The organism is Chryseobacterium sp. MP_3.2 (assembly GCF_035984805.1).
Lineage (GTDB): Bacteria > Bacteroidota > Bacteroidia > Flavobacteriales > Weeksellaceae > Kaistella.
The window spans coordinates 15,126-27,328 of record NZ_JAXCHW010000003.1; the positions used below are offsets into that span (position 1 = coordinate 15,126).

Genomic DNA, 12,203 nt, shown 5'->3' on the forward strand with positions numbered 1-12,203 from the left:
AAATTTTTTTTAATGCTCTTTGATAAATTTCTTAATATCCTCATTTTCACCATAAATCACTAAGATGTCCGCACTTTCTAAAACCGTATCAGTCGTTACAACTCCCTGTATTCTATTGACACGCTTAACCTTTCCAAAAATGTTTTTATCGGCCATTTTTTTAATAATGGTGACACATACAAGATTGTAATTATTTCTAAAGCCAACTTCTTCGATGGTTTTTCCCACGAGTTTATCTGGGATCGCAATTTCGGCAATGCTATAATTAATACTCAGCTCAAAGGATTCTACCATTCCTTTTAAAGATAATTTTTTCGCCCATCTTTCCGCAGTTTCTTCCTCGGGATGAATAATGGTTTGCACGTCCATTGCCTCCAAAATTGTTTCATGAATCCCAGAAATTGCACGGCTTATAATGCGGTTTGGATGTAATTTTTTTACCATTGCTGTTGCCATAATATTGGCGCCTGTGTCTTCTCCAATTGCGATAATCACCACGTCTGTATCTTTGAAAGGAAGTCCGTTCATCGTGTATTCATCTGTGGCATCCATACAAATTGCATGAGATATCCTCTCCTTCACTGCTTCCACTTTTGACATACTGTTATCAATACCAATAACTTCATTGCCAAATTTGGTTAGTTTTTCTGCTAATGAAAGGCCGAAGTTTCCTAAACCGATGACGATATATTTCATTTTTTTTTTGAATTTAATTAATTAAGATTTCTTCCTTCGGATACCGATAATTATAATATTTCTCACGCTTCATTACCGCGATTAAAATAGAGAACATACTCACTCTGCCAATAAACATAATTGCAATAATGATCGCTTTTCCTGCTGTTGAAAGCGTTGGCGTGATGTTTAAACTTAAACCTACTGTTGAATAAGCTGAAAAAGCTTCGAAGGCCAAGCTCATCAAATCTTTTTTTGGTTCAACAATTACGAGCAAAAATATTCCAAATCCGACCACAATCAATGATAATGCAATGATAGAGAAAGCTCTTCTTATTGAATGTTCACCAATTTCTCTTCGAAATATTTCAGTTCTTTTTTTTCCTTTTGCCAGACTAAAAATATTAAGAGCAGCAATCGCAAAAGTGCTGGTTTTAATACCACCACCTGTAGAAGCGGGCGAGGCACCAATCCACATTAAGAACATACAGATCATAATTGTAGGAGCTGAAATAGTGGCGACGTCAATCGTATTAAAGCCCGCTGTTCTGTTATTTGCAGAGATAAAAAAAGCTTCGAGCCACGCTCCCTGTGCAGAATGATGTTTCAAGGCGCCATCATGCTCGAAGAAATAGGTAAGAAGCGTTCCAAAAAGAAGCAGGATAAAAGTGGTAGATAAGATAATTCTAGAGTTCAAATTAATGACCCATGGAACATAATGAAATTTTTCTCGGCTGAAAATGGAAAATAAAGTGTTTTTAATCAGGTGTTTTACATATTTATAAACATTGTATACAATAGGAAATCCAAGACCACCGAATATAAATAATGAGGAGATGGTAAGATGTAAACCATAATTAAATTCGTAACCAGATTCAAATAAATTTCCGCTTAGCGTAGAAAATCCAGCATTACAAAAAGCCGAGATGGAGTGGAAGACAGAGAAAAAGATTCCCTTGTTAATCGAGTTATCTAAAAGTGATAAATCTAGGGTTGAAAAAATAAATAAAGCACCGAGAACCTCAATACTCACGGTAATAATTATGATTCGCTTTAAGGTGTTAAAAACATCACCTAACTTATCAGAACTCGTCATTTCTCCCAAACTGATTTGATTTTCATAAGAGGCTCCACCTCGAAAAAAGTAACTGAAATAACTTGCAAATGTCATGATTCCCAAACCGCCAATTTGAATCAGGGTAATGATGATAATTTTGCCGAAAAGCGTGAAATCTTTTGCCGTATCCATTACAATAAGGCCGGTAACACAAACCGCACTGGTTGCAGTAAAAAGCGCATCTAAAGGAGCGATGCCATTAACCGTAGCATTAGGCATCATCAGAAATCCCGTTCCTAGCAAAATAATAGAGAAAAAACTGAGAATAAAGAGTTGGGGCGGATTGATGAACGTTCTCTTAAAGTTGATTGTTAAACTGGAAAAATCCCGAATAAAGCACAGGATAATTAAAAAGTATAAGAGGCGCAAATTAAAAAACCGGAAATTACGGGTCTCGAAAAAGTTATACTCAAAACGCGCCAAATAATAGATAATGATTAAAACAGTGACAATAATTTCCAAGGGCCAAATCTTCTTTAATGCGCCTATTTTTTTGTAAAAATTGTAATAAAATATATTCACAAGGGTGAGGATAAAACTGAAATCATAGAAATATATGAAATGGCTACGATAGAGAAACCCTTTAAAAAAACCAGCCTCGATAATCATAATTCCTACAGCGATAAGACTGGTATAAAAGGAAAATATTTTCAGTTTGTTATTCCACATATTGTACTAATCGGTGCCAGAAGCGTCCCGTAATTTTTATTAACCTGTACGAATGTAAATAATTTTAAGAAAATACAATTCATTGATGCTTGAAATTACAAGAAAAAAGGAGAAGAGTTCTACTTCGCCCTCTAATTTTCCTATTTTTGCACCCAAACATTTTAGCCATGTACAAAACCTTAATTCGCCCTATTTTATTTAAGTTTGATCCAGAAGAAGTTCACTACTATACTTTTTCCATGCTTAAAAAATTTCCTTTTTTGGCTAAAATTTTTCTTCCAAAGCCGATTGAAGATAAACGATTGGAACGAGAGGTTTTCGGGTTGAAATTTAAAAATCCCGTGGGTTTGGCGGCAGGATTTGATAAAGACGCAAAAATGTTCAATGAGCTTTTTGATTTAGGATTTGGGTTTGTAGAAATCGGAACTTTAACGCCAAAAGCGCAAGAGGGAAATCCGAAGAAAAGATTATTCCGATTGCAAGAAGATTCTGCCATCATCAACAGAATGGGATTTAACAATGGAGGTGTAGATGCTGCTGTAAAACGTTTGAGAAAAAATAGAAATGTTCTGATTGGTGGAAATATTGGCAAGAATAAAATCACGACGAATGAAGAGGCTGTGAATGATTACATTATTTGTTTTGAGAAATTATTTCCTGTTGTCGATTATTTTGTGGTCAATGTCAGTTCGCCGAATACCCCAAATCTGCGGGAACTTCAAGACAAAGAACCTTTAACCAAATTGCTCTCAAACTTACAACAGCTTAATATTAAAAAGGAAAAAGCAAAACCGATTCTACTCAAAATCGCTCCAGACTTAACGGATACGCAACTTTTAGATATTATTGATATTGTGAAAGAAACTCAAATTGCAGGAGTGATTGCGACAAATACTACGATTTCCAGAGAAAATTTACTTTCAGAAAATAAAAGCGAAACAGGTGGACTTTCTGGAAAACCTTTAACGAAACGCTCCACAGAAGTCATCAGATTTCTCTCTGAAAAAAGTGGAAAAGCCTTTCCAATTATCGGCGTTGGCGGAATTCACACCGCTGAAGATGCTTTAGAAAAATTGGAAGCTGGCGCAAGTTTAGTTCAACTTTACACGGGTTTTATCTATGAAGGTCCGCAATTAATTCGCGATATCAACCAAAAACTTCTTAAAAATTATAACTGAAACCTAAACCATTTCCCGTAAAATCAAGCTGATAATAATTTTGAGATCTTGGGGAAAATTTATTTTCCGTTTCTACGCCTTTTTTAACTTTATTGCCTCCAACAATTGCAACTGGAATCGCGACTGCAACTAAGCCTATTCCAATTCCGACAAGTGTGTTACCCGGTTTTCTTGTTTTCGTTTTCGAAAAATCTGGATATCCCGGAATAGAATTGATCGTGTAAGTATCTGCAGAAAGTGCATTTGGAAGTCCTGCTCCAATGAGCAAACCGCCGGCAAATCCTAAAATACTTCCGGCAGTTTTGTAACCACGACCTTGCTTCACATAATTTTTTGCGACTGGATTTTTAAATTGGGTTTGATACTCGGAAATTTTATATTTTACGCCATCTTTTTCAAATTTTTTGCCGCTTTTAGATAAAGTTATTTCTTGGGAAAAAGAAAAGCAAAAAAGGAGAAGAGTAAATAAAAGGGAGATTTTTTTCATAGTAAATTTTTAAAAATTTTTAAAAATTAGAGGAAAAAATTGGTAATGGTATAAATAATCAATCCTACCAATCCACCGACGATCGTGCCGTTTACTCGGATAAACTGCAAATCTTTTCCCACTTCCAATTCCATTTTTTCGCTGAGTTGTTTGCCTTCCCAATTTCCGACGGTAGAGCTTATTAATGCCGCAAACTGATGGGTGTTTTTTAAAATATATTTGTATGCTGTAACTCTAATCCAGTGATCAATTTTATGCTGAAATTTCTCATCGGTTTGAAGATTCTGTGCTAGTTCTGCCATGTTTTTTTGCAGATATTTTTTCAGGGCAGATTGATCTTCTTCTAGTTCTTGGGTGAGGGATTTTTTGATAGAAATCCAGATATCCGTCGAATATTGCTCCAGTTTTTCTTCTTTTAAAAAATCATTTTTCAGGGTTTTAAATTCCTCTTCCCATTTCTCTTCCGTTTTTATTTCTTGAGAAAAAGTGTACAATTTCGCGCTAATTTCTTGTCGCAGGTCATGATTTTCATTCAGTTCCACCTCTTGAAAATAATTAGAAAGTCCTTGCGTAATTTTTTCTGCGATATTGTTATCTACAAATTTCGGGATGAGAAAAAAGCTTTCAGTTTTCACACGGTCTCTTACCAAATCTTGATTACTAAGGATGTAATTTTTAATTTGTTTAGAGAGATTGGTGATAAACCGCTGGTGATCATTTTTGTCCAGCACATATTCCAATCCATTACCGATCAATTGATTTACCTTTAAGTCATCTGACATTTCCCGCGCTTTTTTTCCAATGAAAGAAACTACGGCAGCGTCGTCCAGTTTATGCACAATATCTAGCACGATGCTGGAAATTTCTTTCACCAGATTTTCCTGATTTCGGTCTTTTGAAAGCCAATCCCCCACGAAAGTAGAAATCTTCAGCTTTTGAATGTAGGGTCTGATGTTTTTTGGAGAGAGAAAATTTTCTACTACAAAATTCCCCAGATTATCACCGATGCGTTCCTTGCTGTTTTCTATCAAATTGGTATGCGGGATTTTTAATCCGAGCGGATAATTAAAAAGTGCAGTTACTGCAAACCAATCTGCTAAAGCTCCAACCATGGCAGCTTCTGAAAAAGCACGGATATAACCTATCCAATGGGCAGGATTATCTTTTTCTAAAATCGTCATCCCAACAAAAGTAATTGCCATCAAAACAAAAAGTCCAGTGGCAAACATTTTATGGTTTCGCAGTTGTAGTTTTTTTTCCTCGTCGTTCATTGAACCAAATTTAGTGAATTTTAAATTTTAGGCTTGGTTTAATCGGAAGAATTTATCGCAATTTACTTTTGATATTGAATTGAACTTGATTTTAATTATTTGCAAGTATGCATTAAAGACTAATTCAGTGATTCTACGTCTATCTGATGGATTGAGATAATGAATGAAACTCGGCACAATTAAAGATTTGGTGGCAAACCTTTTGTTGGTAAAGGTCGTAGATTAAAGCAGAGAGAAATTGATAAAATGCATCTATAATCAATATAAAAATTCCCCACCATTAATCAAAAAAAAATTATGAAATATGTTCTTTTCATTTTTGCATGCTTTTCTATGCAAATGTGTACACAAGTTAAATCACCAGAAAAATCAACCCCTACACAAAAATTAACTTCAATGGAAAATTCAAATAAAAAAATAGTAAATCCTTATTATTCCAGAACGGATCGAACAAAATTAAATGTACCGAACTCTGAATGGAAAAAAATACTGGATCCAGATGTTTACGCCGTGGCGCGTGAAGCGGGGACAGAAAGACCTGGAACTGGGAAATACAATGTGTATGATGAATTAGGTGAATATTACTGCGCGGTGTGTGGAAATCATCTTTTCCGCTCAGATGCTAAATTCTCTTCCACTTGCGGTTGGCCAAGTTTTTTCGAAGCAGACAAAGAAGGAACTGCTTATAACCGTGATACAACCTACGGAATGGAACGGGTAGAAGTGGTCTGTAAAAGATGTGATTCACATTTAGGACACGTCTTTAATGACGGACCGCCACCTACTGGAAATAGATATTGTATGAATTCTGTGAGTTTGGATTTTGTACCAGACTCGGAGAAAACCGCCAGTAAATAAAAAAATGCAGCGATACCGCTGCATTTTTTTTGTGTCAATTTTCTTGATTAAGTTAAAGGTGCCCCAACTTGTAAATCGCATCGGTGATGAGGTAAACCGTGTGCCGGATTCATTGCGGGTTTTGGTCCAGATGCTTGTGGCGCTGCAACCGGTGCAACGGTAGGTGCAGAAATCGGATTGGTATTAAAACTTTGATTACTGCTCTGCATAGGCGGCGCTGCAACTTGTGGCGCTGCATTTTGTTGCGGTGCACTATCAATTGGTGCGCCTACAGGTATTTCACAGCGGTGAAAAGGTTTACCGTGTTCCGGATTTAAAGCAGGCTTTCCGCTTGTGGGTGCACTTGCTGCACTAGGTAATGTTGCTGCCACAGCATTTCCAGGAGTTGCCGTTTCTACGTTTGCGCTACCATCTTTATAAATAGCCGTGGAACCGGCTACGACAGCCGTTGCCGAATCTGCAGACGAACTTAGAGTGTTTTCTTGTGCAGTAGTTTTCTTGGTTTCACAAGAATAAAGTAGCACAGTACACGCTATAATAAATGATATTTTTTTCATAAATCTAATTTTTTCAAAAGTAGGAAAATTTATTAAAAGGTGACATCAAGGCCCACATAAACATTTGCACCCATTATTGGTGCATAAACCATCCCTGCATCAAAATAATTTCCGAAAGGATTGGTCACATCTACGATAGGATTTTTTTGCATGTAGTTGGTTAAATTTTCTCCGCCCACATACGCGCGAACATTTTTATTGAAATTTCTAGAAATTTGAGCATTCAGTGTTGCGAAACTTTTTGAAACATCTGGTAAACGGTATGCTACAGGATTTGCATTGAGATTTGGTAAAGTTTGCTGACCCACAAGTTGTAGTGTAGTATCAAAATTCCAAAACGCTCCTTTTTCTGAGGCATCTGTGCTGTAAGACGCGTTAAAGAAACCTCTGTTCTTTGCCACGAAAGGAATAGATCTTCTTCCATCTTTAAAATCTGCCTGCACATCATAATATTTGTACGCCAGTCTGAGATCCAAATTTCTCGCCGGAGAAAAATCTACTTGCGTTTGAAAACTGTTCGCAAAAGAATTTCCCTCTAAATTATAGAAAACTATTTTCTGGGGAGAAAGGTCTAAATCTGTCAAGACTTGAGCCTGGAAATCTGTTCGGAAAAAATCTGCAACCAAAGTTGCTTTTCGATTAAATAGTTTGAATTCTTGCTGAAGACTTGCGCCATAATTCCATGCAATTTCTGGTTCTAAATCATAGATTTTTCCACCATTTCCCATAATTTCAATCTGCCTGTTGCTCGCAAAGTACTGCTGACTTTCGGCAAATATATTGGCAGTTCTAAATCCTCTACCCGCTGAAAGGCGAAGAATTGTCTTCGGGGAAATATCATATTTAAAGTTCAATCTGGGTGTAAACTGAGTGCCCGCCAAATTATGGAAATCTGCTCTGGCTCCTGCTACCAAAGTGTATTTTAATCCTGTTAAAGTATATTCAAAAAAGACCCCGGGAACGGTTTCTGTCCGCTGATAATTTTGATTGAGATAATCTTCATCAAATTGGTCATAGAGAAAACCGGCACCGGTTTTAAATTTGTTGTTCGTGTTTCCAATGATGCTTTCAAAAACCAAGTTGGAATAAAAAGTATTTTGATTTCCCCAATAATTTCTATTACCGAAAAAACTGTCTTGCTGATGCGTGCTAAATTGATTCATCCAACCAATACTTTGATAAGGTTTGTCTTTGAAAATATAACCTGTTTTATTCCAGATTTCAAAGCGGGTAAGATCGATGCCAACTCCGTACGCAGTTTGTTGAGAATGATCTATTTTTTTATCAAAAGCCGTTTGTCCGCCAAATCTTTGGTCCTTCACAAAACTAATTCCGAAATGGCTTCCTAATCCAGAATGGTCTAAATCATTATAATTTAAAAGATAAGCCGCATTAATTTGATTCCCAGTAGGTTGATCTAGAAAACCATCATTATTGCTATCTTTTTCCCCAATGGTAGCGTTTCCATGCAATAAAACAGATTGGTTCCAATTTTCGTTCAGTTGATTTGTAGAAGTAATATTGGTTTCAAATCTACCATTTGCGTCCGCGAAAACATTGAGTGCGGTTTCTGGTTTTTCCCCAGCTTTCAAAAGTTCTGTGTTTATTTGTCCTGTAATGCTTTCATAACCGTTCACCACGGTGCTTCCGCCTTTTGTTAATTGAATTCCTCCAATCCATCGTCCTGGAATCAAGTTTAATCCATAAGGTGAAGCTAAACCACGAATTGAGGGCAAAAGTTCTTTCGTGAGGGCGGTATACTTTTGATCCAGTCCTAGCATTTTTAATTGCTTGGTTCCAGTTACTGCATTACTAAAGGAAACATCTACGGTTGCATTGGTTTCGAAACTTTCAGATAGATTACAACATGCCGCTTTTAGCAATTCTTTCTTCCCAATATTAAAAGTAAGGCTCGTTTCTTTTTTACTCAAAGAAGTTGGATCCGTCATTTTTAATAATTGAACCTCTTCGATGGATGTGTTAACGCGATCTGCACGATCAGTCGCCTCACTTTTAGGACTGGACTCTTCTTCATGATGAACAAGATCACTTTTAACTCCAAGCGGCAATTCTCTATCATACAAGCAGCAATCTGGTAAATTTTTGTATACTGCATCATCTGTTGTGAATTTTTCATTATCATGGCCTGCTTCAGCAATTTTTTTCAAAATCATATCTGCTGAAGATTTAACGGGATCAAAAACAAGGGTTACCGTTTGCGTTTCCGCCTCCCAAATGGCAGAATTTGCCCCTGCCGAAGTTGCCGCTTTTTCAATACGGGCTTTGCAGGAGCCGCAATTACCGCGAACAAAATATTGATTTTCTTTTTTTGCAGGTATTACCGCTTTTTCTATTTTTAGAATAGAAGGTGTTCTTTCATAAAGGCAACAATCAGGAAGTTGTCTGTAGGTTTTATCTTCGGCAGTATATTTTTCATTATCATGCCCAACCGCTGCGATATTTTTTAGGATCAAATCTGCAGAAGTTTTTCCTGGATCGAATTCCAAGTTAAGTTTTTGAGTTTCCGCATTCCAAATGGCGGCGGTTGCGCCAGAGTTTTTGGCACTTGTTTCAATTCTTTCTTTGCACATGATACATTCTCCTTTTACCATGAAGGTTGATTTGGTAATGGTTTGTGCAGAAATTAAGGTGGTGAATAGAATGGATAATATCCAGAGACTTTTCAGTAAAATTTTCATTTTTAAAAATAAGTTTATTGACAAAAAGGGGAAGCCAAACGAACATTCCTATGGCTGTATAAATTTTTGTTAACCTATTTTAGGCGGTTGCCAAATGTTTTGAGAATCGGAAGAATAATAAGAATCATTGTAATCGAAGCTTAGTTCCAGCTTAAAGAAATGAGCTCCTATCATTAAATTTGCCGGTGCGGTATAATAATTCAGAACGTAATTTACGGTGCAAGAGTGGCAGTTACTGCAATCATCTCCGCAATTATTTTTATCCGTTGAGTTATTAGATTCGTCTGTATGACAAGTTGAAACTTTTTCTTTTTTACAACAATTATCCTCAGCGGATTTGTGGTCGCAACATTCTACAAGACTTTGGGCATTCATCATCTGTTGAGGAATAATGAAAATTCCTAAACCCAAAATGATAAAAAAGAATGTTAATCTTCTTGACATGCGGTTGCAAAAATACTAAAAATAATTCCAAAGTGAATAGTTGTGTTAAATGTTCCTAAATAAAGTTAAAAATATTTGATATAATTGCTTGAGGTTTAATTAATTGTATTTTTGCACCTTCAAATTTAATTAACATAATATTGAATGTATAAAATTATAATCTCTTTAATCATCGTTTTATTTTTCACAACTTCTTTCTATAAGTTTGAAAATACTAAACAAAATTCAATTCAAAAAAATCTACCGAATAATTTCAAACGTTTAATAGAAACAGAAAGTGACAAAGCGTCGAATACTGCCGAAGAACTTTTTTCCGCAATCTCTTTCGCCAATTTTAATTCACTTCGCCCGGAGGTTTTTTACAAAGCTTTTTTAGGTTTCGAAAATTTGAAAAAAGCTGGGAAACTAGATCAAGATTCCCATCTCTTCACCATTTGCGATTTTTCTCTGTCCTCTACTGAAAAAAGACTTTGGGTGATTGACCTTAATGAAAAGAAAATTGTTTTTAATTCTCTGGTTGCACACGGAAAAAATACAGGAGAAGAATTTGCAACCAATTTTTCAAACACCGAAAGTTCTTTGCAATCCAGCATGGGGTTTTTTATCACGGAAACTACATATAACGGCGCCAATGGCTATTCTTTAAAATTAATTGGAATGGATGAGGGTTTTAACGATGCAGCTTTACAGCGTGCAATTGTGATGCATGGCGCAGATTATGTGAGTGAAGAATTTATAAAAAATCAAAAAAGGTTGGGAAGAAGTTGGGGTTGTCCCGCTGTTCCCAGAGCCTTAGCAGAACCCATCATTAATACCATTAAAGGAAAAAATTGTCTGTTTATTTATTATCCAGACTCTTCCTACTTATCAGGTTCTCAATGGTTGAAAAAGCAAAAAAGTATTTGAAACAGAAGTAGAAATCACAATTAATTTTAAATTAATCATGATTTTCATTATTTCAATTCGATCGGATTATTGTTTTTTCTATTTTCCTCTTTCCTCCTTTCTTCCATCTGTTTTAGCTGATTAGCATCCATCTGTATCCTTGCATTTCTATTTCCCATGGTCGCCATAGCAGCAATTGGATTGTCTTGAAACTGCTTTTGCTGTTTTTCAAAAACGGCACGCTTTACATTAATGGGTGAGCCGCGCTGTTCAAAAGTCGCGATTGATCCAATTTTTTTACTTTCTTTTAAATCAAAACTGTAATCACCTTTGGAATCTTCTACCTTAACAATCAATCCAGGTAATCCAGCAAATTTATAAGGTCCATCTTGCACAGGGACATCTGTAGTAAACCAAGCGCTCCATTTTCTGCCTGCAAAATTAGTTTCTGCTTTTTGTGTTTTGTAGTCTCCGATGGTTGCTGTTTCCGAAAGAATTTTCCAATTCATTGGGCGTTCTTCTTCATAAACGTACTCATCCTGCATAATTCTAGCTTTTAATAATTTCTTATTGGACTTTGCATCCTTCTCTATGATATAATTCATATTAGACCGTAAACTTTGCATTTGAGTTCTGTCAAAGTTGAAATTACCAGTTTGCCTGCCTTTTGCAATTAAAGAATCTCTTTTCACCCTATTTTCTGAATAGAAAACAGAGTTCCCCTGAAAAATATCTAAATAAGCAACTTCTCTTTTCACTGTATTTCTGTCTGTAGAGTCGGTTTTCATGCTCACTTCATAAATAAAACGGTTTGCTTGCGCGAAAACAAGGTTACAGGTAATAACCAGAATTAAGAGTCCAATTTTTTTCATAATTATAATTTGGTATAAGATATAATAAAGGTAAGCTAGTTAAAAGCGCAGCCTATCATGTACATAGACAAATATACACGACCAAATTTGATTTTCATTATATTATTAGTAATTTTGCAATCTAAAATCATTCTAAATAAAAATAATGATAAAAGTAAGCGATCATGCAAAAGAAAAAGCTGTTCAGTTAATGACTGAGGAGGGTTTTAAACCTTTTGAAGATTACATCAGAGTCGGTGTAAAAAGCGGCGGTTGTTCTGGATTAGAATACGTTTTGAAATTTGATAATCAGACGGCAGACTCGGATCAAGTTTTTGAAGATAACGGCATCAAAGTGATTATCGATAAAAAATCTATTCTCTATTTAGCTGGAACTGTGCTGGAATATTCTGGAGGTTTAAATGGAAAAGGTTTCGTATTTAATAATCCGAACGCAAACAGAACCTGTGGTTGTGGAGAAAGTTTCTCCTTATAATCGCCGGTAGAATGTT

At 35.9% G+C, this 12,203-nt stretch carries 12 protein-coding genes; 4 read left to right on the top strand and 8 right to left on the bottom strand.

The window, feature by feature from the left end:
* Positions 1 to 9: 9 nt before the first annotated feature.
* Together RCH13_RS05780 and RCH13_RS05785 are read right to left on the bottom strand one after the other, a co-directional pair.
* Entirely contained in the window at positions 10 to 696 is a 687-nt protein-coding gene (locus RCH13_RS05780) for a potassium channel family protein (RefSeq protein WP_326986287.1), read from the bottom strand.
* Between the two features lie 13 nt (positions 697 to 709).
* Complete coding sequence (locus RCH13_RS05785; RefSeq protein WP_326986288.1) at positions 710 to 2,461, bottom strand: TrkH family potassium uptake protein; 1,752 nt, start codon at positions 2,459 to 2,461, stop codon at positions 710 to 712.
* Between the two features lie 167 nt (positions 2,462 to 2,628).
* Between RCH13_RS05785 and RCH13_RS05790 the strand changes: the two genes are divergently transcribed.
* On the top strand, positions 2,629 to 3,639 hold the full coding sequence (locus tag RCH13_RS05790) for a quinone-dependent dihydroorotate dehydrogenase (protein ID WP_326986289.1): 1,011 nt from the start codon (positions 2,629 to 2,631) through the stop codon (positions 3,637 to 3,639).
* Here the strand turns inward: RCH13_RS05790 and RCH13_RS05795 are convergent.
* The gene (locus RCH13_RS05795; RefSeq protein ID WP_326986290.1) at positions 3,623 to 4,126 is read right to left on the bottom strand and encodes a hypothetical protein; all 504 of its coding nucleotides are present in this window, start codon (positions 4,124 to 4,126) and stop codon (positions 3,623 to 3,625) included. The two genes, RCH13_RS05790 and RCH13_RS05795, sit on opposite strands and share 17 nt — an antisense overlap.
* Positions 4,127 to 4,152: 26 nt before the next feature.
* Positions 4,153 to 5,397 (bottom strand): DUF445 domain-containing protein, encoded by a 1,245-nt coding sequence (locus tag RCH13_RS05800; protein WP_326986291.1) that lies wholly within the window; start codon positions 5,395 to 5,397, stop codon positions 4,153 to 4,155.
* A gap of 339 nt (positions 5,398 to 5,736) precedes the next feature.
* Between RCH13_RS05800 and msrB the strand changes: the two genes are divergently transcribed.
* Positions 5,737 to 6,255, top strand: coding sequence for a peptide-methionine (R)-S-oxide reductase MsrB (gene msrB / locus RCH13_RS05805; protein ID WP_442784619.1), 519 nt, complete (start codon positions 5,737 to 5,739; stop codon positions 6,253 to 6,255).
* Between the two features lie 47 nt (positions 6,256 to 6,302).
* Here the strand turns inward: msrB and RCH13_RS05810 are convergent, their stop codons facing one another.
* The 3 genes from RCH13_RS05810 to RCH13_RS05820 all read right to left on the bottom strand — a co-directional run bounded on the left by RCH13_RS05810 (position 6,303) and on the right by RCH13_RS05820 (position 9,955).
* Positions 6,303 to 6,812: a hypothetical protein gene (locus RCH13_RS05810; RefSeq protein WP_326986293.1), complete on the bottom strand. Its 510-nt coding sequence runs from the start codon at positions 6,810 to 6,812 to the stop codon at positions 6,303 to 6,305.
* Between the two features lie 32 nt (positions 6,813 to 6,844).
* Positions 6,845 to 9,511, bottom strand: a complete 2,667-nt coding sequence (locus RCH13_RS05815) for a TonB-dependent receptor domain-containing protein (RefSeq protein WP_326986294.1) — start codon at positions 9,509 to 9,511, stop codon at positions 6,845 to 6,847.
* A gap of 69 nt (positions 9,512 to 9,580) precedes the next feature.
* Positions 9,581 to 9,955, bottom strand: coding sequence for a hypothetical protein (locus RCH13_RS05820; protein WP_326986295.1), 375 nt, complete (start codon positions 9,953 to 9,955; stop codon positions 9,581 to 9,583).
* 144 nt (positions 9,956 to 10,099) lie between these two features.
* On the opposite strand from RCH13_RS05820, the gene RCH13_RS05825 reads away from it, so the two are divergent.
* Positions 10,100 to 10,861 carry a murein L,D-transpeptidase catalytic domain family protein gene (locus RCH13_RS05825; RefSeq protein WP_326986296.1) on the top strand — a complete coding sequence of 254 codons (762 nt, stop codon included), beginning with the start codon at positions 10,100 to 10,102 and terminating at the stop codon, positions 10,859 to 10,861.
* A 47-nt stretch (positions 10,862 to 10,908) separates the two neighbouring features.
* Here RCH13_RS05825 and RCH13_RS05830 read toward each other — a convergent pair whose 3' ends face one another.
* The gene (locus RCH13_RS05830) at positions 10,909 to 11,712 is read right to left on the bottom strand and encodes a GLPGLI family protein (RefSeq protein WP_326986297.1); all 804 of its coding nucleotides are present in this window, start codon (positions 11,710 to 11,712) and stop codon (positions 10,909 to 10,911) included.
* 145 nt (positions 11,713 to 11,857) lie between these two features.
* On the opposite strand from RCH13_RS05830, the gene RCH13_RS05835 reads away from it, so the two are divergent.
* Positions 11,858 to 12,187, top strand: coding sequence for a HesB/IscA family protein (locus tag RCH13_RS05835; RefSeq protein ID WP_326986298.1), 330 nt, complete (start codon positions 11,858 to 11,860; stop codon positions 12,185 to 12,187).
* Positions 12,188 to 12,203 lie beyond the last annotated feature (16 nt).

Bases quoted from the DNA above. Each gene is read 5' to 3' on its own strand.
- RCH13_RS05835 (WP_326986298.1), top strand. From the start codon at position 11,858: ATGATAAAAGTAAGCGATCATGCAAAAGAAAAAGCTGTTCAGTTAATG.
- RCH13_RS05790 (WP_326986289.1), top strand. From the start codon at position 2,629: ATGTACAAAACCTTAATTCGCCCTATTTTATTTAAGTTTGATCCAGAA.
- RCH13_RS05830 (WP_326986297.1), bottom strand. From the start codon at position 11,712: ATGAAAAAAATTGGACTCTTAATTCTGGTTATTACCTGTAACCTTGTT.
- RCH13_RS05825 (WP_326986296.1), top strand. From the start codon at position 10,100: ATGTATAAAATTATAATCTCTTTAATCATCGTTTTATTTTTCACAACT.
- RCH13_RS05795 (WP_326986290.1), bottom strand. From the start codon at position 4,126: ATGAAAAAAATCTCCCTTTTATTTACTCTTCTCCTTTTTTGCTTTTCT.
- RCH13_RS05820 (WP_326986295.1), bottom strand. From the start codon at position 9,955: ATGTCAAGAAGATTAACATTCTTTTTTATCATTTTGGGTTTAGGAATT.
- RCH13_RS05780 (WP_326986287.1), bottom strand. From the start codon at position 696: ATGAAATATATCGTCATCGGTTTAGGAAACTTCGGCCTTTCATTAGCA.
- msrB (WP_442784619.1), top strand. From the start codon at position 5,737: ATGTGTACACAAGTTAAATCACCAGAAAAATCAACCCCTACACAAAAA.
- RCH13_RS05810 (WP_326986293.1), bottom strand. From the start codon at position 6,812: ATGAAAAAAATATCATTTATTATAGCGTGTACTGTGCTACTTTATTCT.
- RCH13_RS05785 (WP_326986288.1), bottom strand. From the start codon at position 2,461: ATGTGGAATAACAAACTGAAAATATTTTCCTTTTATACCAGTCTTATC.
- RCH13_RS05815 (WP_326986294.1), bottom strand. From the start codon at position 9,511: ATGAAAATTTTACTGAAAAGTCTCTGGATATTATCCATTCTATTCACC.
- RCH13_RS05800 (WP_326986291.1), bottom strand. From the start codon at position 5,397: ATGAACGACGAGGAAAAAAAACTACAACTGCGAAACCATAAAATGTTT.